The 19,810-nt window shown below is 73.6% G+C and carries 17 protein-coding genes; 12 read left to right on the top strand and 5 right to left on the bottom strand.

Annotation, left to right across the window (positions count from 1 at the left end; genetic code table 11):
- Positions 1 to 254: 254 nt before the first annotated feature.
- The 4 genes from AB0M39_RS26555 (at position 255) to AB0M39_RS26570 (ending at position 4,222) form a co-directional block, all read left to right on the top strand.
- Entirely contained in the window at positions 255 to 1,304 is a 1,050-nt protein-coding gene (locus AB0M39_RS26555) for a hypothetical protein (protein ID WP_365368408.1), read from the top strand.
- A 143-nt stretch (positions 1,305 to 1,447) separates the two neighbouring features.
- Positions 1,448 to 2,143 (top strand): response regulator transcription factor, encoded by a 696-nt coding sequence (locus AB0M39_RS26560; RefSeq protein ID WP_365368410.1) that lies wholly within the window; start codon positions 1,448 to 1,450, stop codon positions 2,141 to 2,143.
- Positions 2,140 to 3,384, top strand: coding sequence for a HAMP domain-containing sensor histidine kinase (locus AB0M39_RS26565; RefSeq protein ID WP_365368411.1), 1,245 nt, complete (start codon positions 2,140 to 2,142; stop codon positions 3,382 to 3,384). The genes AB0M39_RS26560 and AB0M39_RS26565 overlap by 4 nt, the downstream gene beginning before the upstream one ends.
- 175 nt (positions 3,385 to 3,559) lie before the next feature.
- Positions 3,560 to 4,222: a response regulator transcription factor gene (locus tag AB0M39_RS26570; RefSeq protein ID WP_365368412.1), complete on the top strand. Its 663-nt coding sequence runs from the start codon at positions 3,560 to 3,562 to the stop codon at positions 4,220 to 4,222.
- Between the two features lie 371 nt (positions 4,223 to 4,593).
- Here the strand turns inward: AB0M39_RS26570 and AB0M39_RS26575 are convergent, their stop codons facing one another.
- Positions 4,594 to 5,352, bottom strand: coding sequence for a LuxR C-terminal-related transcriptional regulator (locus AB0M39_RS26575; RefSeq protein ID WP_365368432.1), 759 nt, complete (start codon positions 5,350 to 5,352; stop codon positions 4,594 to 4,596).
- Positions 5,353 to 6,637: 1,285 nt separating this feature from the next.
- A complete protein-coding gene (locus AB0M39_RS26580; protein ID WP_365368413.1) occupies positions 6,638 to 7,522 on the bottom strand; it encodes an ATP-binding protein in 885 nt (294 codons plus the stop codon).
- Between the two features lie 220 nt (positions 7,523 to 7,742).
- Between AB0M39_RS26580 and AB0M39_RS26585 the strand changes: the two genes are divergently transcribed.
- Complete coding sequence (locus AB0M39_RS26585) at positions 7,743 to 8,966, top strand: AI-2E family transporter (protein ID WP_365368414.1); 1,224 nt, start codon at positions 7,743 to 7,745, stop codon at positions 8,964 to 8,966.
- A 58-nt stretch (positions 8,967 to 9,024) separates the two neighbouring features.
- Entirely contained in the window at positions 9,025 to 9,849 is an 825-nt protein-coding gene (locus tag AB0M39_RS26590; RefSeq protein WP_365368433.1) for a hypothetical protein, read from the top strand.
- Positions 9,850 to 9,910: 61 nt separating this feature from the next.
- Here the strand turns inward: AB0M39_RS26590 and AB0M39_RS26595 are convergent, their stop codons facing one another.
- The gene (locus tag AB0M39_RS26595) at positions 9,911 to 10,693 is read right to left on the bottom strand and encodes a crotonase/enoyl-CoA hydratase family protein (protein ID WP_365368434.1); all 783 of its coding nucleotides are present in this window, start codon (positions 10,691 to 10,693) and stop codon (positions 9,911 to 9,913) included.
- A gap of 61 nt (positions 10,694 to 10,754) precedes the next feature.
- Positions 10,755 to 11,273, bottom strand: a complete 519-nt coding sequence (locus AB0M39_RS26600; protein WP_365368415.1) for an SMI1/KNR4 family protein — start codon at positions 11,271 to 11,273, stop codon at positions 10,755 to 10,757.
- Between the two features lie 165 nt (positions 11,274 to 11,438).
- Here AB0M39_RS26600 and AB0M39_RS26605 point away from each other — a divergent pair, with 165 nt between their 5' ends.
- The 4 genes from AB0M39_RS26605 to AB0M39_RS26620 all read left to right on the top strand — a co-directional run bounded on the left by AB0M39_RS26605 (position 11,439) and on the right by AB0M39_RS26620 (position 15,840).
- Positions 11,439 to 11,708, top strand: a complete 270-nt coding sequence (locus tag AB0M39_RS26605) for a hypothetical protein (protein ID WP_365368416.1) — start codon at positions 11,439 to 11,441, stop codon at positions 11,706 to 11,708.
- Complete coding sequence (locus AB0M39_RS26610) at positions 11,708 to 12,130, top strand: hypothetical protein (RefSeq protein WP_365368417.1); 423 nt, start codon at positions 11,708 to 11,710, stop codon at positions 12,128 to 12,130. Before AB0M39_RS26605 ends, AB0M39_RS26610 begins: the two co-directional genes overlap by 1 nt.
- 168 nt (positions 12,131 to 12,298) lie before the next feature.
- Complete coding sequence (locus tag AB0M39_RS26615) at positions 12,299 to 13,747, top strand: MFS transporter (protein WP_365368418.1); 1,449 nt, start codon at positions 12,299 to 12,301, stop codon at positions 13,745 to 13,747.
- Positions 13,744 to 15,840 (top strand): FUSC family protein, encoded by a 2,097-nt coding sequence (locus AB0M39_RS26620; protein ID WP_365368419.1) that lies wholly within the window; start codon positions 13,744 to 13,746, stop codon positions 15,838 to 15,840. The genes AB0M39_RS26615 and AB0M39_RS26620 overlap by 4 nt, the downstream gene beginning before the upstream one ends.
- 86 nt (positions 15,841 to 15,926) lie before the next feature.
- On the opposite strand, the gene AB0M39_RS26625 is transcribed toward AB0M39_RS26620, so the two are convergent.
- Entirely contained in the window at positions 15,927 to 16,961 is a 1,035-nt protein-coding gene (locus AB0M39_RS26625; RefSeq protein WP_365368420.1) for a hypothetical protein, read from the bottom strand.
- Positions 16,962 to 17,348: 387 nt separating this feature from the next.
- On the opposite strand from AB0M39_RS26625, the gene AB0M39_RS26630 reads away from it, so the two are divergent.
- Both AB0M39_RS26630 and AB0M39_RS26635 read left to right on the top strand, forming a co-directional pair.
- Positions 17,349 to 18,188, top strand: a complete 840-nt coding sequence (locus AB0M39_RS26630) for a hypothetical protein (protein WP_365368421.1) — start codon at positions 17,349 to 17,351, stop codon at positions 18,186 to 18,188.
- 64 nt (positions 18,189 to 18,252) lie between these two features.
- Positions 18,253 to 19,743, top strand: coding sequence for a peptidoglycan-binding domain-containing protein (locus tag AB0M39_RS26635; RefSeq protein ID WP_365368422.1), 1,491 nt, complete (start codon positions 18,253 to 18,255; stop codon positions 19,741 to 19,743).
- Positions 19,744 to 19,810 lie beyond the last annotated feature (67 nt).

Below are 19,810 nucleotides of genomic sequence, written 5' to 3' on the forward strand. Positions count from 1 at the left end.
CAGGCTCGTCCGCCCGCGCCGGAGCGCTCGCGCACCATGGCGTCAGGCCGATTGCTCCCCCAGCCATTCGGCCCGCAGCGGTCTCGGAGCCGGCGCGCGGAGGGATCCCGCCGACGGCTCCGAGGCCCTCGCGCGTCCCGCCTCCCCGCGCGCTCCCCATGGTGTGGTCCACACCACTAACCGACTGCTAACCGTCACCGCGATGAACTCCTCCGCGTACCGCAGAACAGGGCCACCGCCCAGGAGGAAACGCCATGACGCTGACCAACCGCCGCTTCCGCGCCACCGCCACGATCGTCGGTCTGGGGCTGGCCGGAACGCTGACGACCGTCGCCGCCGCCTCGTCGCCCGAGGACGGCGAGAGCGGCGGCGCGGCACGCGGCCCCGCCGCCTCCAGCACGCGGATCCACGCGCTGCCCGGCGACCAGGTGTTCCCCGAGAGCGTCGCCGTCGACCCCGCGAGCGGCCGGTTCTTCGTCGGCTCGGTGAAGGACGGCACGATCTTCACCGGCAAGGTGGGCAGCACGAAGCTCTCGGTGTTCTCCCCGGCCGGGGCCGACGGCCGGACCATCGCCACCGGCCTGGCCTTCGCCGGCGACCGGCTCGTCGTCGCCGGCCGGCAGACCGGCCAGATCTTCGTGTACGACACCAGGACGGGCCGTCTGGTGAGCAGGCTCGACACCGGACTGCGCGCCAGCCAGACGTTCCTCAACGACGTCACGATCGCACCGGACGGCAGCGCGTACATCACCGACTCGGTCGCGCCGGTGCTGTGGCGCGCCAAGCCGACGGGCAAGGGCTACCGGCTGGAGCGGTTCATGGACTTCACCGGCACCGCCGTGAAGTACGTGTCCGCCGCGGGCGCGCCGGGCATCAATGTCAACGGCATCGTCGCGAGCCCCGACGGCCGCTACCTGATCATCGGCAAGCGCAACGAGAACGCCCTGTTCCGGGTCGAGCTCGGCGCCAAGACGGTCAGCCGCGTCGCCCTGCCCGAGGGAACCCTCAGCACCCCGGACGGCCTCGTGCTCGACGGCCGCACCCTGCACGTGGTGCAGAACCTGCCGGGCTCGGTGGAGTCGCTGACGCTGGCCAAGGACTTCGGCTCGGCCCGTTCGGCGTCGGAGATCTTCGACGAGTCGTTCGCCTTCCCGACCGGCGCCGCGCTGCACCGCGGACGGCTGCTGGTGGTCAGCTCCCAGTTCAACACCCTGGGCAGCCCGGCCGCCGTCAGCGGCACCACCCCGCCGAAGCTCCCGTTCTGGGTCTCCCAGCTGCGCGTCCCGGCCCCGTCCCACGGCTGAGCCCCGGGCGCGGAGTTGTAAGACGCGGAGCCGCCCCGCCTCCCGGGCTCGCCTCGGCGGGCCCGGGAGGCGAGCGGCCAGGGCCGCCGTCCGAGCGCTGGGCGGCGAGGGAGCACGGAACGAGAGGCGGGCGATACTGCACCATGCGGATCCTCGTAGTGGAAGACGAACGCGACCTCGCGGACGGCATAGCCGACGGCCTGCGGGGCGAGGGCTACGCCGTCGACGTGGCCGACGACGGCCCGGCCGCGCTCGATCTGCTGGCCGTCACCCCGTACGACCTCGTCTGCCTGGACCTCCTGCTGCCCGGCATGTCCGGGGTGGAGGTCTGCACCCGCGTCCGCCGCTTCGGCGGCGCTCCGCCGGACGCCGAGGCGCCGCGGATTCTGATGCTCACCGCGCTGGACGCCGTCTCGGACCGCATCCGGGGGCTCGACGCGGGGGCCGACGACTACCTGGTCAAGCCGTTCGACTTCGACGAGCTCATGGCGCGGGTGCGAGCGCTCCTGCGCCGCGACGCCGGCCGATCGGGGGCGGTGCTGCTCTGCGGCGACCTCGCCCTGGACACCGCCCGCGGCGAGGCGCGCCGAGGGGAGCGGCTGCTGCGGCTCAGCCCCAAGGAGTTCGCGCTGCTGCGCTACTTCATGGCCAACCCCGACCGCGCCATCTCCGCCGAAGAGCTGATCGACCACGTCTGGGACGAGAACCTGGACCCCTTCAGCCAGGTGGTCAAAGTGGCGGTCCTCGGCCTGCGCCGGAAACTCGACCCGCAGGGTCTGCACCAGCCGCTGATCACCGTCCGCGGCCTCGGCTACCGCCTCAGGAGCAGCGCATCATGATCGCGACATGGGTGGACCGGCTGCCCGTCCGGCTGCGCTCGGCCCGCACCCGACTGGCCTTCGTGTACTCGTCCCTGGTCTTCGCGCTCGCCGCGGCCATGGTGACGGTGCTCTACTTCGTCTGCGGCGCCGCGCTCACCAGGCGGTCGCTGGCCGACGAGGTGACGCGCACCGGAGGCGTCGTGACGGACGGCCGGTTCACCGCGGTGGACGCCGACCCGGCCTCGCTGATCCCCTTCGAGGCGGCGGCGAACCGGGCGACCCTCGCCACGCTGCGCGAGCTGCTGGCGTGGAGCCTGCTCGGACTGTTCGTCATCAGCGTCTTCATCGGCCGGCTCGTCGCCGGGCGCGTCCTGGCGCCCGTGGACCGGCTGATCTCCACCGCCCGTCAGATCCAGGCGACGGACCTGACCCGGCGCATTCGCCACCAGGGACCTGACGACGAGCTCAAACGGCTCTCCGACACCTTCGACGACATGCTCGCGCGGCTGGACACGGCGTTCCGCTCCCAGCAGCGCTTCGTCGCGGACGCCAGCCATGAGCTGCGCAACCCGCTCGCGGTCATACGTACCAATCTCGACCTCGCCTTGCGGGGAATCCCGGCCGAGGCGTCCGTGCAGCCGGCTCTCCAGCGGGTCAGCCGCGCCGCCCACCGGATGACGGCCATCGTCAACGACCTGCTCGCGCTGGCTCGCTGGGAGACCCCTCGGCAGTCCTACGACCTCGTCGACGTCGCCGCCCTCAACGCACAGATACGCGACGACTCCCGCACCCTGGCCGCGCTCGCCGACGTCCGCGTGGCGGGGCGGGACGCGGACGATCTCGTCGTCCTCGGCGACGCCGAGGCGCTGCGGCGGGCGATCGGCAACCTCGTGGACAACGCCGTCCGCCATGCCGCACGCGGCTCGACGGTCCAGGTGAGCGGAGCGAGGACCGTCGGCGGGGTGCACATCACCGTGCACAACGACGGCCCGCCCATCGAACCGGCCGACCAGGCACGCCTGTTCGACCGCTTCTGGCGGGGCGGCAGCCGGGCCGACTACCCGGGCACGGGCCTGGGCCTGTCGATCGTGCAGCGCGTGGTCGCCGGCCACAGCGGCGCCGTCGCCGTCCGCTCCGACGCCGCCTCGGGCACCGCGTTCACCATCTCCCTCCCGCCGGCCCGGCTGCCGCGCGCGGGCGCCCCGGCCCCCGCCCCGGGGCCGAGGAAGAGCGGCGCCCCGGGCGCCTCCCCCGCGTGACTGCGGCGGCAGTCACACCGCGCTCAGTCATGTGACGGGTCTCTCGCCCCCGAACGAAGGTGCACACTGCAACAACCGCCCCGCTCAGAGGCCTCGACGACGCGCCTCGGGCGCCCCGCCGGAGGCGCCGCCGGGCGGACCGACCATCCCCCGCACGCCCCCATGTGGAGACCAAGTGGATCCCCTCCGCGTCCCCCTGCTCGACTCCGACGCCCTCCGCGTCGCCGTGCTCGCCGCCGACCCGCTCGTCGCCGCGGGCATCGCCGCCTACCTCGAGGCGAGCGGTCAGGTCACGCTCCTGGCCGCCGACGCACGCGATCAGGCCGACGTCTGCGTCGTGCTTGATAACGATGTCAACGAAGGGACGCTCGCCCGGATGGAGCGCGTCTGCAAGGAGGCGGCCAACCCCCGGCTGCGTATCGTCCTCGTCGCGGACTCGATCCGCGAGCACCATCTGATACGGGCGGTCAACTACGGCCTGTCCAGCGTGGTCCTGCGCCGGGAGGCTGTGCGCGAACGCGTCGTCAGCGCCGTCGTGGGAACCCGCCGGGGCCGGTCGGAGATGCCCTCCGTCGTCCTGGGCTGGCTGATCGAGCACGTCCGGTCGATCCAGCGCGACGTGCTGGCGCCGCACGATCTGACGGTCGCAGGACTGCACACGCGCGAGACCGAGGTGCTCAAGCTCCTCGCGGACGGGATGGACACCGCCGAGATCGCGGAGCGGCTGAACTTCTCCGAACGGACCATCAAGAACATCATCCACGGCATGATGCACCGTCTGAAGCTCCGCAACCGCGCGCACGCCGTCGCCTACGCGCTGCGCAACGGGGTGCTCTGACCCGTCGCCGGCTGCCCGGGCGGCAGGCGGCAGGCGGCAGGCGGCAGGCGGCAGGCGGCAGGCGGCAGGCGGCAGGCGGCAGGCGGCACAGGCTGCCCCGAAGCACGCGGCGAGCGAGGTCCACCCCCACAGCAGACCTTCCTCGCCGGCGGAGACCGCATGCGTGCTCCGGGACCGCCCGGCGGCCGCGCGGGGGGTGCGGCCAGTTCCGAGTATCCGCCGGTCGCAGCGGCGCCGGGCGTCGAGCTGCCCTTTCGTACCGGGCGGCTGCCCCTCCGCCCTCAGCAGGCGTACCGGGCGGCTGCCCCTCCGCCCTCAGCCGGCCGCCTGTCCTGACGCCGCGCGGGCCGACGGCGCCGGGCCCGGCCGGTTCAGGCGATCGGCGGGCGAGCGGAGTCCGCGCCCGACGATGCCGCCGCCAGCGCGTCCCGCAGGGCCGCTCTCGACGTGATCCCGAGCTTGGGGAAGATCTTGTAGAGGTGGCTGCCCACCGTACGGTGAGAGAGGTTCAGACGCTCGCCGATCTGCTTGTTCGTCAGACCCGCGCCGGCCAGCGTGGCGATCTGCGCCTCCTGGGGCGTCAGCAGCGCGCCCTTCTCCCCCGCGTGCGTCACCTGCAGGCCGGTCGCCCGCAGTTCGTTGCGGGCGCGCTCGGCCCACGGCGCCGCGCCGAGCGCTTCCAGCGCGCGCAGGGCGGGCCAGAGCTGATCGCGGGCGCGCATCACGTCACGGGCGCGGCGCAGCCACTCGCCGTACAGCAGCTGAACCCGCGCGTACGCGAACGGCCACCGTGCCGCCCCGTCGGTCGAGAGCGCCTCCTCGAAGCGCGTTGCGCGCTCCTCGTCCGGCGCGCACAGGGCCTCGGCGCCCGCGACGAGGAGGGCGATCCGGCTGGAGACGCGCCACAGCTCCGCGCGCCGGGCCGCGTCGAGATGCGCCTGCACCTGGTCGGCGCGGCCGCAGCGCACGGCCGCCTCGACGACGTCCATCACCATCGCCGGGCCGTGGTGGCTGCGGTACGGCAGCGTTCCGAGCGGGCTCACGCGCCCCGCCCACGCCAACGCCTCCTCGTAGCCGCCGCGGCCGAGGGCGTCCACCACCTGGGCGTGGCGCACCGCCGCGATCGCCATGCCGGCGCTCCGCGGCCCCGCCCACGCCACGACCTCGTCGGCCAGCGCGTGCACCGCGTCGCCGCGCCCGCGCGCCGCGGCGAGCTGGGCGGCCTGGCAGCGGAGCAGGCAGCCGAGGTACTGGTAGCCGCCTGACCGTGCGGCCTCCAGCGCCTCGGCGACCACCTCGTCGGCGCGGTCCCATCGCCCGGCGAGGAAGTCGTCCGCGAAGGCCAGAAGCGCACCGGTGAGCCGGCCCACGTGCGCGCCGCCCTGAGCCCCTTGCGCCCCGCTCAGGGCCGCGCCGCGGACGGACTCCCTGTGCTCGGCGAGCCCGTCGACCAACAGGGCCGCGAGGCCGAGCCGGTTGGCCCGCCGGTGGTCCGGGGCCGTGGACAGCGCGGCGAACTGCGCCGTGAGCCGCGTTCGTACGCTCTCGGCCCGCGCGGCGGTGTCGGTGAGCGCGACGCGGTACAGCCCGGTCAGCCCGGACGGCTGACGGCACGTCTTATCGAGGGCCGCGTCCAGGGCGGCCCACAGATCGGCGCGCGCGGCGGACTGGCAGACGAACAGCAGGAGGTACTCGGCGTCTTCGCCATCGGGGCCTCCCTCATGGTCCCCGCCGTGGTCCCCGTCATGGCCCCCGTCGTGGTCCCCGTCCTGTTCGTCGGCGCAGGCGAGGCGGTCCTCTGGTCGGCGCCTCGCGTCGGCGAGAGCGCGCAGGAGCAGCCGGTGGGCGGCTTCGAGGTCGCCGTCCTGGTGGACGAGGAGATAGGCGCGGGCGACGGCGACGCTCTGAGCGGGAGCGGCGCCGCTCGGCCCGTCGGCGTAGCCGATCCCCTCGGCGTCCTGGAGCAGGCCGGCGGCGTGGCCGAGCTGCCCGGACCTGCTTGCCGCGTATGCGGCGGCGGCCAGCCGTCGCACCTGGTCCGCGGGCCCGGGGCTCAGCTCGGCGGCCCGCGAGAACGCGGTTGCGGCCGTCGACGTCCCGTCGCGCCGGGCGGATCGCCCGGCCGCGGCTTCGAGGGCCCGGGCGATCAGCTCGTCGGGCTCGATGACCGACTCGGCCAGGTGCCAGACGCGGCGGTCGGGGTCGTCGCTCAGCGCGTCGGCCAGGGCGCGGTGAGCGGAGCGGCGTTCGTGGGGCGGGGACGTCTGGCAGACGGCCGAACGGATCAACGGGTGACGGAACTCCAGGCGCCGCCGGTCGACGCGGATCAGCCCCGCGAGTTCGGCGGCCGCCACCGCGTCGGCGTCCCAGCCGTCGCCGGCCGCGGCGCGAATCGTCTGCAGACTGCCCGACCGCTCAAGGGCGACCAGCAGCAACAGGCGGTGCGCGGCGGACGGGAGGAAGCGCACCCGGTCGACGTACAGGCGCTCGAGGCGACCGCTGAGCGGCAGGCTCTCGGGCAGCGCCCCGCGCCCGGCCAGCTGACGCGCGCTCAGCGCGGCGGGCAGCTCGACCAGCGCCAGCGGATTGCCCGCGGCCTCCGCCACGGACGGCCGGCGGCAGAGCGGGGTGCGCCGCGTCCAGCAGCTGCCCGGCCGCCTCGGCGTCCAGCGCGGCGACCACGGCCTCGGGCAGGCCCGCCTGGTCGAGCGGGCTGTCGGTCCCTGGCCGCGCCGCGCCCAGGAAGGCGACTCCCGCTCCGGTCCGCCGGACGACGAAGGCCAGCACCTCGGCGCTGCTGGGGTCGATCCACTGGGCGTCGTCGACGACGATCCGCAGCGCCCCGGCCTGCTCCGCCGCGCACTCCACCAGCGCCAGGGCCGCGACGGAGACGGCGAGCCGGTCCGGCGCGTCTCCCCCGACCACGCCGAACGTGCGGTCGAGCGCGTACCGCTGGCGCTGGGGCAGCGTCCCCGCCCACTCGCGCAAGGGGTGCAGCACCTGGTGGAGTCCCGAGAACGCCAGGCCCGCCTCGCATTCGAGCGCCCCCGCGTGGACGGTACGACCGCCGTGCGCGCGAACGGCCGCGACCGCGGTGTCCAGCAGCGCGCTCTTGCCCGCTCCCGGCTGACCGCGCAGCAGCAGCGCGGGCCCGAGTGCCGCCCGGCCGGCCAGCACGGCGGCGATCTGTCCCAGCAGCGCGTCGCGCCCCACCAGGCCGTGGGCGCCGGTCATCGCCGAGGAGTCCTGCCTCGGCCGGTGCCCGGGCCGGGCCGCACCCGTCCCGAACAGGTCAGCCATAGGTGCGCAGGCCCTTCTGGGTTGTTCGCGTCGCCCTCGAAGCCAAGCGCATCCGCGCGGGCGCGAGCCATAGCCGTTTCTGCGGGCTTGCATCCGAAATCTTCGGCAGTCGGGCGTCGTGCATCGCGGTCGGGGCGGAGGGGGCTTCGGCCGGGTGCCTTCGGGCGAATTCCCCGCCGCCCGCGTGGCATCGCCAGCACCCGGTGGTACGAGCTTGTGGATGTCCTCTCCTTCGGATCCGCAGCCCGCTCCTGACGCCCTCGGCGCGCCGTCCGCCGGGCGGCGGGAACGGATCCGTACGGCGTCGCGGCGGGCGTTGCGCGGCTTCGGCCGCCCCTCGGCCGGCGCGGCGGGCGGCGAGCCGGTCGGTCCGGTGCTTCCCCCGGAGCCGCGGGTGCCCCCCGCGCTGCAGACGGCCGCCGCGTACTCCTGGCGCATCCTCGCGGTGGGCATCCTCGTGTACGCCGTGTTCGCGCTGCTGGGGCGCTTCCACGAGATCGGGGTGGCCGTCTTCCTCGGGCTGGTCATCACCGCGATGCTCCGCCCGGTGGCCGACCTCCTCGGCAGGTTCCTGCCCCGTCCGCTCGCCGTCGCCGTGTCCCTGATCGGCAGCATCCTCGTCGTGCTCGGTGTGCTGGCCCTGATCGGCGAGGTGGTGGCGGATCAGCGCGCCGAGCTCGTGCAGGAGTTCCGCGACGGCGTCGGCAGGATCGAGAGCTGGCTCGAGGAGCCGCCGCTGCGGCTCAACCCCGACGCGCTCAACGACGTCCAGTCCCGGATCGGGTCGTTCCTGTCCAGTCACCGGTCGACGCTCATCAGCACGGCGATCAGCGGCGCCCACCGGCTGGTCGAGGTGCTGACGGTGCTCGCCCTGGCCCTGTTCTGCTCGGTGTTCTTCATCCACTCCGGCGACCGGCAGTGGGGCTGGTTCTGTCACCAGCTGCCGGCCGGCACCCGGGAGCGGGTGTCGGTGGCGGGCCGCGCGGCCTGGCGCACGTTCACCGGCTACACGCACGGCATCGTGCTGGTGGCGGCGACCAACGCGATCCTCGTCGGCATCGCCCTCTACGCGCTGGGCGTGCCCCTCGCCGTACCGCTGGCGCTGCTGGAGTTCTTCGCCGCCTTCATTCCGCTGATCGGCTCGCCCATCGCGCTGGCGGTCGCCGCGGTGGTGGCGCTGGCGACGAAGGGCCCGCTGATCGCGGCGATCGTCGTGGCCCTCATCGTCATCATCGGCCAGATCGAGGGCCATCTGCTGCACCCGATCGTGATGAGCTGGGCCGTCCGGCTGCACCCGGTGGTCGTGGCGCTCTCGGTCATCGGCGGGGCGATCGCGGCGGGGGTGCTGGGCGCGGTGGTGGCCGTCCCGCTGGTGTCCGTCGTGTGGGCCGCGCATCAGGCGCTGCGCCGGGCGAGGGAGGGCGCGGCCGGTGCACGACCCTGACAAGCGGGCGAGGGATCGTGCGAAGAAGGAGCGCGCGGAAGAGCGCGCCGAGGCCCGCATGGAGGCGCGCGCCGAGGGAGCGGGGCCGTTCACCACGCGTCTGACGTGGCGGGTCGAGGGCGACGTCGCGGTGTGGGAGTCGCGTCTGGCCCGCAAACGCGGGCAGCTCACCGTCCGGCCCGCGGGCGCGGAGGCCATCGTCCGGTACGCGGACGAGGTGGCCCTGCGGCGGCTGCGGACCCTCAACGCGGTGGCCGCGGGGTCGTTCACCATCGGCGGAGCCCTGTTCGTGCTCGGCGCGGTGCTCGCCCAGTTCGGCTCCGGCGATCCGCTCCAGAGCGCCACGGTCTACTTCGTGGGCGGACTGTTCTTCACCGGCGGCGCGTACGCCTCTCTGCTCCAGACGATCAACGCGCCTCGGCGCGGCGACGGCGCCGGGACGCTGGTCACCCACCGCTGGCGGTGGTGGAGCTACGAGCCGTTGCAGATCGACTGGGCCAGTACGTTCGTGCTGTTCACCGGGACGCTGGTGTTCGGCGTCAATCTGCTGGACTCCTTCCTCCAGGGCCTGACGGTCCAGCAGGTGAACCGGCTCGTCTGGACGCCGGACGTCATCGGGTGCCTGCTGTTCCTCGTCTCCGGCCATCTCGCCCTGGTCGAGGTGAGCCACGGCCCTCCCCGGATCCGCGTCCGCAGCCTGGGCTGGTGGATCGTCGTGGTCAACCAGCTGGGCTCGGTGCTGTTCATGGTCTCGGCGTTGGCGGACTTCACCGACCCCCGCACCGGCGACCTGGTCAACGTCGCGGTCGCCAACTGGGGAACCATCACGGGGGCGGCGTGCTTCTCGGTCGCCGGGGTGCTCCAGCTGTTCGAGCGCCCCTAGCCGCGGGCGCCCGCTCGTCTCAGTCTCAGTCTCAGTCTCAGTCTCAGTCTCAGTCTCAGTCTCAGTCTCCGAAGGATCCGTGCCGGCCGGCCCCGCCCGCGAATCTGTCCGCGCCGGCCTGGGTCTCCCCGGCGGCCAGCGGGACCGCGCCGTGCCGGTACTCGGCGGCGAGCGCGTCCGGCTCGCTCAGGCCGTGCTGCTCGAGCACGGAGAGGCGGTCGTGGCGCAGGCACAGCTGGGGGAACGCGGCGATCTCCCGGGCGAGTCGCTCCGCCTCGCTGCGGGAGGCGCCGGGCGGCACGAGCCGGTTGGCGAGCCCGATGTCGTACGCCTCCGACGCCTGCACGGGCCGGCCGGTGAGGATCATGTCCATGGCCCGGCTCTCGCCGATCAGTCGTGGCAGCCGCACGGTTCCGCCGTCCACGAGCGGCACGCCCCAGCGTCGGCAGAACACGCCGAAGACGGCGTCCTCTTCGACGACCCGCAGATCGCACCAGAGGGCCAGCTCCAGTCCCCCGGCCACGGCGTGTCCGGAGACCGCGGCGATCACGGGCTTGGTCAGCCGCATCCGGGTGGGTCCCATGGGCCCGTCGCCCTCGGCCCGCACCTGGTTGCCGCGATCCCCGCCGACGGCCTTGAGGTCGGCGCCCGCGCAGAAGGTCCCGCCCTCGCCCCACAGCACGGCGACCGAGGCGTCCGGCTCGGACTCGAAGCGGCGGAAGGCGTCGGCGAGTCGGGCGGCCGTCGGTCCGTCGACGGCGTTGCGGACCTCGGGGCGGCTGAGGACCACCGTGAAGACGGGGCCGTCGCGCTCGATCCGTACCGCCGACTGTTCCTTCCCCACCCCCTGCTTGACCGCGTCCTCGTTCACCACGTCCTCGTTCACCACGTCTCCCTCAAGGCCGTCAGCGGCACAGCGCCACAATCGTGCGCTCGAAGTCCGGGAACTCGCGCGCGGCCTCGGCCATCACGTCCTTCGCCGACCGGCGCTCGCCGCTCGTGAAGCGCTCGGCGACGGCTGCCAGCCGCGGGTTGGGATTCGGGCTCCCGTCGGGGTACTCGACTGCTTCGAGCGGGCCGAACCCGTCGGCCAGCAGCCAGAGAAAGCCTGGCAGATCGCCCGCGACCACGCCGAGCTCGCCTTCCGAGCCGAAGAACACGACGGGCTGACACTCCAGCGGAGCGCCCGTCCGGACCAGCCAGAACGCCGCATAGCCGCCGGTGCCGTCCTGGCCGAACACGCGGAGGTCGCCGCCGTCGAGCTCGTCGTTGCCGGTCCAGGCCCGGAGCCAGTCGGCGGTCTCCTCGGCGGTGAGGAAGCGGTCGTACGGCTCGAAGTCCACCCCGTCGTCGTCGTAGTGGAAGCCGATGCCGGCCACGGCTGCGAGGGCGGGCGGAAACACGCGGTCGTCGCTCAGGGTCACGCGCGTAGGCTAGCCGCCGACGTACGGACATTCGACACCGGCCGCCGCCTCGCAGCGCACCCAGGCCGGTAACCCGAAGCGCGCTCTCCGCCTCGCGAGAGACCCGGGCAGACCATACGATCACAGCGTGGGGCCGCCTCCGAGACGGAACGAGGAGCCGAGCCGATGCCGCTTGACGTCGAGGCCATCGTGCAAGAGGAGCTGCTGGCAGGCCGTATGACGGTCGCGGAAGGCGCGGACGTCATCGGCCAGCACGTCCTCTTCGAGATGAACAGGGCCGGCCTGGAGGCCGAGCACCCGGGCAAGTGGGTGGGCTTCGTGGCGGGCATGCTGCTCGTCTCCGACTCCAACGGCGACCTCTTCGACCAGGCGCAGACCCTCGCTCCGGAGTCGATGCTGTACTTCGAGCAACTCCCGTCCTTCGAGGGGGAATGATGGCCGGCGATCTGACCGGGCACTCGTCCGCGGGGCTCAAGCCCGCGCAGCGGGGCGCCGTGACGGGCACGGCCGCGTCAGGCGGGCAGCCCCACCGGGTCTCGGTGGAGTGGCTCGTCGACACGGGGTCCGACGTGAGCACGGTCTCCGACGCCGTGGCCGCTCAGTTCGCCCTCCGCCCGGCGGGCATCGGCACCACCGCGCAGGGCGTCGGCGGCGGGCTGCGACTGCTGCCCCGCAGAGGGCTGACGGTCGAGTTCGAGGTGGAGGACGCGAACGGCCAGCCCCAGCAGCAGGCGCAGCCGACGATCGTCTTCGTCGGAGGGACGGGCGCGATCCTCGGCATGCACGAGCTGGTCGTCGTCAACGCCGCGATCAGCTGGCGGCCCAAGAGCTCCTTCGGGCACCTCAGAACCCCCTAGCGGACCCGCCGGCTCCAGCCGCTATGGCCTGGTCGGCGGCTTCTCCTCGGGCGGACCGGCGCCCCGCCGGGCTGCGCAGGGCCGCCCTCGCACCGACAATTGAGACCACGGGCGCACGCCCGGCCCGCTCACGGCGCCTCGACGGCGTCGGCTGAGAGGAACGTGCCCATGCTGCCCAAGCGCGCAGAGTCGCCCTCGGCCGCGCGGACGGGGGCCTTCGTCGCGGTCGCGGTCGCGCTGTTCTGCATCCAGATCGACTTCTTCGCGCTGAACCTGGCCATCCCCGGGATCGCGGACGAGCTGGACGTGTCGGTGGCGGCCGCCCAGTGGACCCTCTCCGCGTACATGCTCGCCGTCGGCTGCTTCTTCATCGTCGGCGGCAGGCTGGGGGACGTCTTCGGGCGCCGGGGCGTCCTGCTCGTCGGTCTCGCGCTGTTCGCGGCCGGCTCCGTGGGGTGCGCGCTCTCCCCCGGCCTGGCGTGGCTGGTGGCGGCCCGGATCGTCCAAGGCGTCGGCGCCGGCTTCGTCTTCCCGGTGTCCGTCGCCGTGGTCAGCAACGCCTTCCCCGACGAGACGCGGGCCCGCGCGCTCGGGTCGGTCTTCGGCATCGCGAGCATCGGGACGGCGCTGGGGCCTTTCGTGGGCGGCGGCTTCACCGAGGGGCCCGGCTGGCGCTGGATCTTCTGGATGCTCGCGCCGCTCACCGCGCTGTCGCTGCTCATAGCGCTCGCGTACGTACCGGACTCACGCGACCCCTCGGCGCCGCGGCAGCTCGATCTGACCGGCTGTCTGGCCGTCGTGGTCGCGCTGGCCGCCCTGACCCTGGCCGTGGAGCGCGGCAGCGCCTGGGGCTGGGACCACGCCCGCACGCTCGGCCTGTTCGCGGTGACCCTGGTGAGCGGCGGGCTCTTCCTGCTGCGGGAGAGGACGGCCCGGCACCCGCTGATCGATCTGAGGCTGTTCCGCAACATCCCCTATGTCCTCGTCACCGGCATGGGCACGATCTCCAACATGGGCTATGGAGTGACCGTGTTCGTGGCGACGCTCTACCTCCAGGGCGTACGCGGCCTGTCCCCGCTCACCGCGGGCATCGTGTTCCTGGCCCCCGCCCTTCTGGTGGCCGTCTCCGGGCCCCTCGGCGGCCTCTTGTCGCCGCGGGTGCGCCCCACGGCGGTGATGGCGATGGCCGGGGCCGTCGCGGGGACCGGGATGATCGCGCTCACCTTCGTCACCGCCTGGTGGCTGTACGTCCCCGTCTTCGCCTGGTGCGGCCTGGGCCTGGGCCTCGGCTGGACGTTCGCCAGCGTCGCCACCCAGCAGGTCGTCTCGCCGGCCCGCGCGGGCGAGGCGTCCGGCGTGCTGCTGACGTTCCTCGTGACGATGGGCGCCATCGCGCTCGCGGGCGCGGCGGCCGCGATCACCGCGATGACGCCGGAGCGGCCGCCCGAGGACGCGTACGACGCGATCCTGCGCTTCGGCGGGGCGGTCATCCTGGCGGCGTCGGTCGTCGTCATGGGCGTACGGCACCGTCTGGTCGTCCGCGGCCGTGTGCCGCCGCTGTCCATGCACGCGCCCTGGCCCCCCGTCGACGACGGCGCCCGTGAGGGCCGGCCGTGACCGACAAGGCCGAGCGCACGGAGATCGTCCACCGGGCGGTCCGGGTGACCGCGGCCGCCTGCCTCGGGTTCTACCCCTTCGTGTACGCCGTGGACGAGACGGTGATCGCGCTGTACGCGCTGTTCGCCCCGGTGGCCCTCGGAGTGATGTCGCCGATCCCCGGATCCGGGCGGCAGCGGGCGGCCGTGATGCTGCGCGCGCTTCCCGTCGGCCTGCTGCTGGTCGCCCTGGGAACGGTGCTGGCCGTACGGACCTGGTCCGCGGTGCTCGGCATGCTCGTCGTCGGATTCCTCCTCACCTTCGCCGCGGTGGCGGGCCCCCGTGCGGCGGGGACGGCCCCAGGGCTCCAGCTCTTCTACATCCTGGCCTGCTTCCCGCCGTACGCCCCCGACGACCTCGGCGCACGCCTGGCCGGGCTCACCCTGGGCGTGCTGCTGCTCGCCGCCTTCGAGGTCGTCCTGCTGCCGGCCCGCCCGGCCCCGTCCTACCGGGAGCGGCTCGCGCACGCCGTCGCGGTCGCGGGCCGGGCGGCGGCCGGGGAGGATTGCTCGGCGGAACGGCTGCGGGCGACCGGCAGGCGGCTGCGGCTCTCCAGGACTCCGCCCGCCGAACGCCCCGCCGGCGCGCGGCGCTCCACACGCGCCCTGGCGCAGGCCGGCGGCGCGGCCCGCAGACTGCTGGACCAGCTGGCGCGGTTGAGCGAGAACGAGGGCGAGGGCGGGACCGCGCGAGACGACCCGGTCTCGGCTGCTCTCCTCAGCCGTATCGCAGCGGCCTGCGAGACGACCGCCGCGGCCCTGCGCACCGGCCGGCCGCCGCCTCCGCAGCCGCAGGCCGCCACGCTGACCACGGCGATCAACGAGTTCCAGGCGCTGCGCCGCGCGCAGGCGACCGGACCGCCCGAGGACGTGCCGCCGCGCTCGGTGCTGCGCCGCCGGGCCGCGGTCCTGGCGATCGCCGGGTCGGCCCGGACGCTGGAGACGTCGGCGGGCATCGGTCTGGACGGCCGGCGCACGCCGCCGATCGAGCCGCGGGAGCTCTTCTGGTACGCCGAGTCCAGTACGCCCGTGCTGTGGTGGCGGCGGTTCGCGGGCCATGCGACGCCGGGCTCGGTCCTGTTCCAGAACGCGGTCCGCATCGCACTCGGGCTGGGCGCGGCCCGGCTGGTGGCGGGCTCCCTGGATCTGGCCCACGGCTTCTGGGTGCTGCTCGCGGTGCTCACGCTGGGTCGCACGACGGCCGTGGGGACGTGGACGGCCGTGCGCTCCGCGCTGGTCGGCACGCTCGTCGGCGCGGTCACGGCGGGGCTGCTGCTCTTCGCCGTCGGAGGGAACACGGATGTGTACGCGGTGCTGCTCGCGCCCGGTCTGCTGGCCGCGTTCTCGCTCGGGCCGCTGCTGGGGATCGCCTGGTCGCAGGCCCTGTTCACCCTGGCGGTGGCGACGGCGTTCGCCCAGATCGCGCCCGCCACCTGGCAGTTGGCCGAGCAGAGGATCGTGGACGTGGTGACGGGCAGCGTGATCGGTCTGCTGTGCGGGCTGATCGCCTGGCCGGCGGGGGCGCGCAAGGAGGTGCGACGGACGATGGCCGCGCTGCTGCGCTCCTGCGTCCCGCTGGTCGACGGGACGGTCGAGGCGCTCGTGGCCGCGCCGGGCGGGGCGGCGCGGCCGCCCTCCACGATGACCGCCCTGCACCGGCTGCGCCTCGCCGAGGCCGCGTACTTCCAGCTCAGCAGCGAGCCCGGCAGACCCTTCGAGGCGCCGAAGGACTGGCATGGGGTGCTGATCACGGCGAACCATGTGCTGGTCGGGGCCCTGTGGCTGGCCCGCTTCGACCGCCCGGCGTCCATCGAAGTGGGGCCCGAGGCCGCCGCCTGGGCCCGCGACACGGCAGAGGCGCTGGACGTGCGCCTCGACCGGGTCGCCGCTCTGTGCGCCGGGGACGCACCGGCGCGGCCGGCCGCTCAGGACGAGGGGCCGGCCGCGTTCCCCGCCGGGCCGCCGGCGCCGGTGCTGGTCGACCTCGAACTATGGCTGACGAGCCTGACCTCTCAACTCGCCCGCCTCGAGCACTCCACGCGCCGGCGCACATGAGGCGCGTCGTGGGTGGCGCGGTGTGAGCCCGCCGGCCGGCCGGCCCCTGCCCGTACGCCGTCGGCCGCTCCCGCCCTGATGGGCCCTCAGCCGCGCAGCGTCACTCCGTACCGGGTGCGCAGGCGGACGATCTCCCACCAGGCCACGGCGCTCACCGAGGCGGGTCCGCCCAGCACGGCGAGGAACTGGACCAGCGGCGGGCCGGGAGGCAGCCCGCCCATCGCCAGGCTCACGACGGCGAACTCCCACACGAGGACGCCGGTGAGCAGAGCCGGCAGCGCGGGGTGCACGTCTGTGGTGTTGAACGCGGTGCGGACCGCCGCCCTGGTGGAGAACACCACGAACAGCGCCACCCACAGCATCGGCACGAGCAGACCCACCGTGAGCAAGACGCCGACGGCGTTCTCCTCGACTCCCCCGCCGAGGAGGAGCGTCATCGCGATGTAGGCCGGTGCGACGGCGAGGGCGCCGAAGTACCAGAGAACCGACCGCACCGCCGGGCGCAGCCGGCTGCGCATGTCCGCTCTCGACGAGGGCCGCGCGTACCAGAAGAGGACCGCGACCACCATGGGCGCGCTGATCAGCAGCAGCAGCGGCGTCATCGCCCATCGGACCATGAACTGGTCCTGTGCCTGCTGCCAGTCCTCCGCCGTGCCGTACGCGAGCAGGATCAGAACGGACGCGGCGAGGGCGATCCAGGCCCTGGTCTTCTGAAGGCGCGCCACCTCGTCGTCGTGGGCGCGCCGTTGGCTGTTGACGGGGAAGACGACACGGGACTTGATGCGGGCGGAGCGGGCCAGCGGGTAGGTCACCAGGACCGTCAGGAGCAGGGACCCGAAGCAGGGGAACAGCAGCGCCCACACGCATCCGTGGATCCGGCGCGCGTGCCCGAGCATCTCCCGTGTGGTCGGCCACTCGTCCTCGCGCAGTCGCCGCCACAGCGAAGCGGGCGGCTGGGGCGGGTACGGGCGCTGGTTCGGCACGTACGGCGCGTACGGGCCGGGGTGGGGCGGGTACGGCCCCGGGTTGGGCGGATAGTGGCCCTGGTGGGGCGGGTACGGCTGGTGGCCGCCGTTCGGCTGCCGTGTCGGACGGTATGGATCCTGTCCCCCGATGGTCACGCTGACTCTCCTTCTGGTGCATGTGATGCGAGCGGTGTAGTCCGCCCGTCAACTACCAACGCCTGAAGCCCACATGGGGATACGGCCTGGCCGCCGGCAACCGCCCGGGACACTTCCCAGACCGCGCTCGGGCGCGGCATTATCGCCGTATACGCACCGTGTACGCCCTGTTCGTACCGCTGAGGTTCGTCTCTCGTGCGGCAGGCCGCCGCGCACCTGAGTCCGTCACCGCCGCGCGGGAGACACGCGCCGAACGCCCTGGCCAGGTCAGGGCGCCGCCACCGTGTTGCGGACGCCCGCGCGAAGGCGTCTCCTGGAGATGTGGGCCGGGCGCGACGCGCTCCGTGGGGCGGGCTCGTCTGTCGAGCAGCCGAGGACGGCCAGACCATGACGACTACGGTCACGCAGGAGAACCCGGTCTCGCTGACGCTGCCCCACGCGGTCTCCCACCCCGTCGTCAAGCCCGCGGTCGTGAGCGGGGCGCACGGCGACCGGCTGGAGGAGATGCCGCTCACGACCACCATCCACGAATTCCTGTTCAAGGTCGTCAAGAACGGCGTCGTCTTCTGGGTCGGCGTGGCGGTCCCGCTGGGGACGACGGACTTCACGAGGATTCAGGTCTTCTTCCATCCGACAGTCGTCCAGATCCCCGTCGTCCACGCCCGCGACGAGGACTATCCGACGTTCGCCGGCGGCTGGTCCAGCACGCTGAAGCGGTATATCGCCCTTCAGGGCGGGCAGTTGGCGGCCTCCCGGCGGCTGCCCCTGCTGGTCCCCTTCACCACCATGGCCGCCCTCGGCGGCGGCGCCCAGAACATGTTCACAACCGATCCGGTCGGGACGCTCAGAGCCGTCACCGCCGCCGTGCAGAACGCCTTCGTCCCCTTCGTCCTTCCGCCGCCGGAGCTGAGAGCGGTCGGCGTGACCAGCTTCAGCTCCGGGATCTCGGCGATGCGGATGTTCATCGCCGCGATGAAGTCTTCCGGGCTGGTCCGCGAAGTCATCGACCTCGACAGCCCGTTCATCGTCGGCGAGCCGGCCGATCTGACGCCGTCCCCCGGAGCGGTGTCGAGCTGCTACACCCAGGTGCCGCGCGCCCACCCGCCGCCTGGGTACGCGTTCATGCCCGCGAGCATGTTCGCGGGCCTGTCGAGCCATCGCGATGTGCACGCCCGTATCGGCCACATGATGTACCACACGGCGATGATCACCAGCGTCGTCGTATGACGGTCGCTCGCGACGGCAGGAGGAGCGAGAAGGGGGAGGAACCGGGGGCCCTTTGGAGGCACGGATGCAGAGCATCAGGTTCACCGGGATCACCGAACTGGAGGAGTGCCGCGCCGGATTCCGCGTGCTGCTGCACCAGACGCCCAACCAGGCCGGCTACTTCGTCAGCTCGGTGCAGCAGGCGCTCAAGGACCTGGGCGTGGCCGTCTCCGTCGACGGCTTCTTCGGCCCGGGCACCGAGGCGGCGGTGATGCGGTTCCAGTCGGACTCTCCGGGGCTCGGCGTCGACGGAAAGGTCGGCGCGCACACGATGGGCGCGCTGGACGACGCGTTCGCCGCGGAGCCCGGACTCGTGCAGGGCTGCGTGGAGCCCGAGGGACCGACGATCCCCCTGGACGGCGTCGCCGGCGAGGAGGTGAACCTGCTGCTCTCCGCGATCGGGGTGAGCTCGCTGGTCGAGGTCAGCGAGCTGGGCACCGTCAGCGCCCGGACCCCGGCCCGCCTGCTCGGCGTCGACGCGCCCGCGATGGCCGAAGCCGCTCGCGACGCGAACGCCGACCCGCATTCGGCGTTCGCCGGCTTCGGCGCCCCCGCCGTGCGTCTGGGCGACCACCTCGCCGCGCTGCTGGCCGAGCCGGCGCTGGCCGACTGGCTGGACGCGGGAGCGTCGGTCGACGCGGGAGCGCAGTGGCTGTCGCAGCAGGCGGCCGCCTTCGCGGCCGGGCAGCCGTTGACCCTGCCGTCGGTCGTGGTCTTCGGCCCGCCTCCGCCTCCCGTGCGCGCGCTGACCCCGGACATGGCCTTCCGCGAACTGGCGGGCCGCCACCTGGCGGGCGTCGCGGTGATGTCTCCCCCGCCGGCTCTGGACTCCTCCGGCGGGGTGATCGTGCCGGCGCCCATTCCCCGGGTGACGCTGAAGCCCTCCATCGCGGGCGTGACCTTCCGCAACACGCCCCGTGCGGCGGCACGAGATGCGTTCATCGGCTCCGCCGTGGTCGATCTGATCCTGCTGGACGTCCGCCACGCCGTGGGAATGGTCAGGCTCGCGCAGTTCCTGTCCTCGCAGTGGAGCGTCGACGAGATCCGCCATGTCGGGATCGGCGGCAGCGTCCCGGCGACGGAGTGCCACACGGGCGGACGCGCCATCGACTTCGTGGGCGTCCACCTCACGTCCGGCGGGGTCGGCCGGGACGTCCATGTCTTCGACCACTGGGCGGCGAAGCCCGTGCCCGCGCCGGACAGGCCCGGCCACGTCCTCCCGCAGTGGCCGCCCGGAAGCGTCCCGCGGCTGAACTACCGGCTCGCCGCGGTCGACGACCTGGGAACCTTCCCGGCGGACACCGTCGCCACGCGCTTCTTCTTCGATCTCTACATCTGGTTCGCCGAGCAGTACCAGGACCGGACGCCGACGCCCCTCGACCCGGGGCCGCCGACGACGCCGGGAGAGACGAGCTTCGTCATGTCGCCCGACCACCCGACGTCGGACCCCCTGCCGGGCAAACACGGCCGCGAGGCACACGCGACGCATCTGCACGCACAGATCGGCACGACGTAGCGCGCCTGGTCGCAGTGGAGCGCCTCGCGCGGCCCGACGGGTCGTTCAGCCGGACGAGTCCTGGTCC

The sequence above is a fragment of the Streptomyces sp. NPDC051907 genome, assembly GCF_040681075.1.
In the GTDB taxonomy this organism is placed as follows: Bacteria; Actinomycetota; Actinomycetes; order Streptomycetales; family Streptomycetaceae; genus Streptomyces.

Bases quoted from the DNA above. Each gene is read 5' to 3' on its own strand.
- AB0M39_RS26555 (WP_365368408.1), top strand. From the start codon at position 255: ATGACGCTGACCAACCGCCGCTTCCGCGCCACCGCCACGATCGTCGGT.
- AB0M39_RS26560 (WP_365368410.1), top strand. From the start codon at position 1,448: ATGCGGATCCTCGTAGTGGAAGACGAACGCGACCTCGCGGACGGCATA.
- AB0M39_RS26565 (WP_365368411.1), top strand. From the start codon at position 2,140: ATGATCGCGACATGGGTGGACCGGCTGCCCGTCCGGCTGCGCTCGGCC.
- AB0M39_RS26575 (WP_365368432.1), bottom strand. From the start codon at position 5,352: ATGGCGATCGCGGCGGTGCGCCACGCCCAGGTGGTGGACGCCCTCGGC.
- AB0M39_RS26580 (WP_365368413.1), bottom strand. From the start codon at position 7,522: ATGGCTGACCTGTTCGGGACGGGTGCGGCCCGGCCCGGGCACCGGCCG.
- AB0M39_RS26585 (WP_365368414.1), top strand. From the start codon at position 7,743: ATGTCCTCTCCTTCGGATCCGCAGCCCGCTCCTGACGCCCTCGGCGCG.
- AB0M39_RS26590 (WP_365368433.1), top strand. From the start codon at position 9,025: ATGGAGGCGCGCGCCGAGGGAGCGGGGCCGTTCACCACGCGTCTGACG.
- AB0M39_RS26605 (WP_365368416.1), top strand. From the start codon at position 11,439: ATGCCGCTTGACGTCGAGGCCATCGTGCAAGAGGAGCTGCTGGCAGGC.
- AB0M39_RS26610 (WP_365368417.1), top strand. From the start codon at position 11,708: ATGGCCGGCGATCTGACCGGGCACTCGTCCGCGGGGCTCAAGCCCGCG.
- AB0M39_RS26615 (WP_365368418.1), top strand. From the start codon at position 12,299: ATGCTGCCCAAGCGCGCAGAGTCGCCCTCGGCCGCGCGGACGGGGGCC.
- AB0M39_RS26630 (WP_365368421.1), top strand. From the start codon at position 17,349: ATGACGACTACGGTCACGCAGGAGAACCCGGTCTCGCTGACGCTGCCC.
- AB0M39_RS26635 (WP_365368422.1), top strand. From the start codon at position 18,253: ATGCAGAGCATCAGGTTCACCGGGATCACCGAACTGGAGGAGTGCCGC.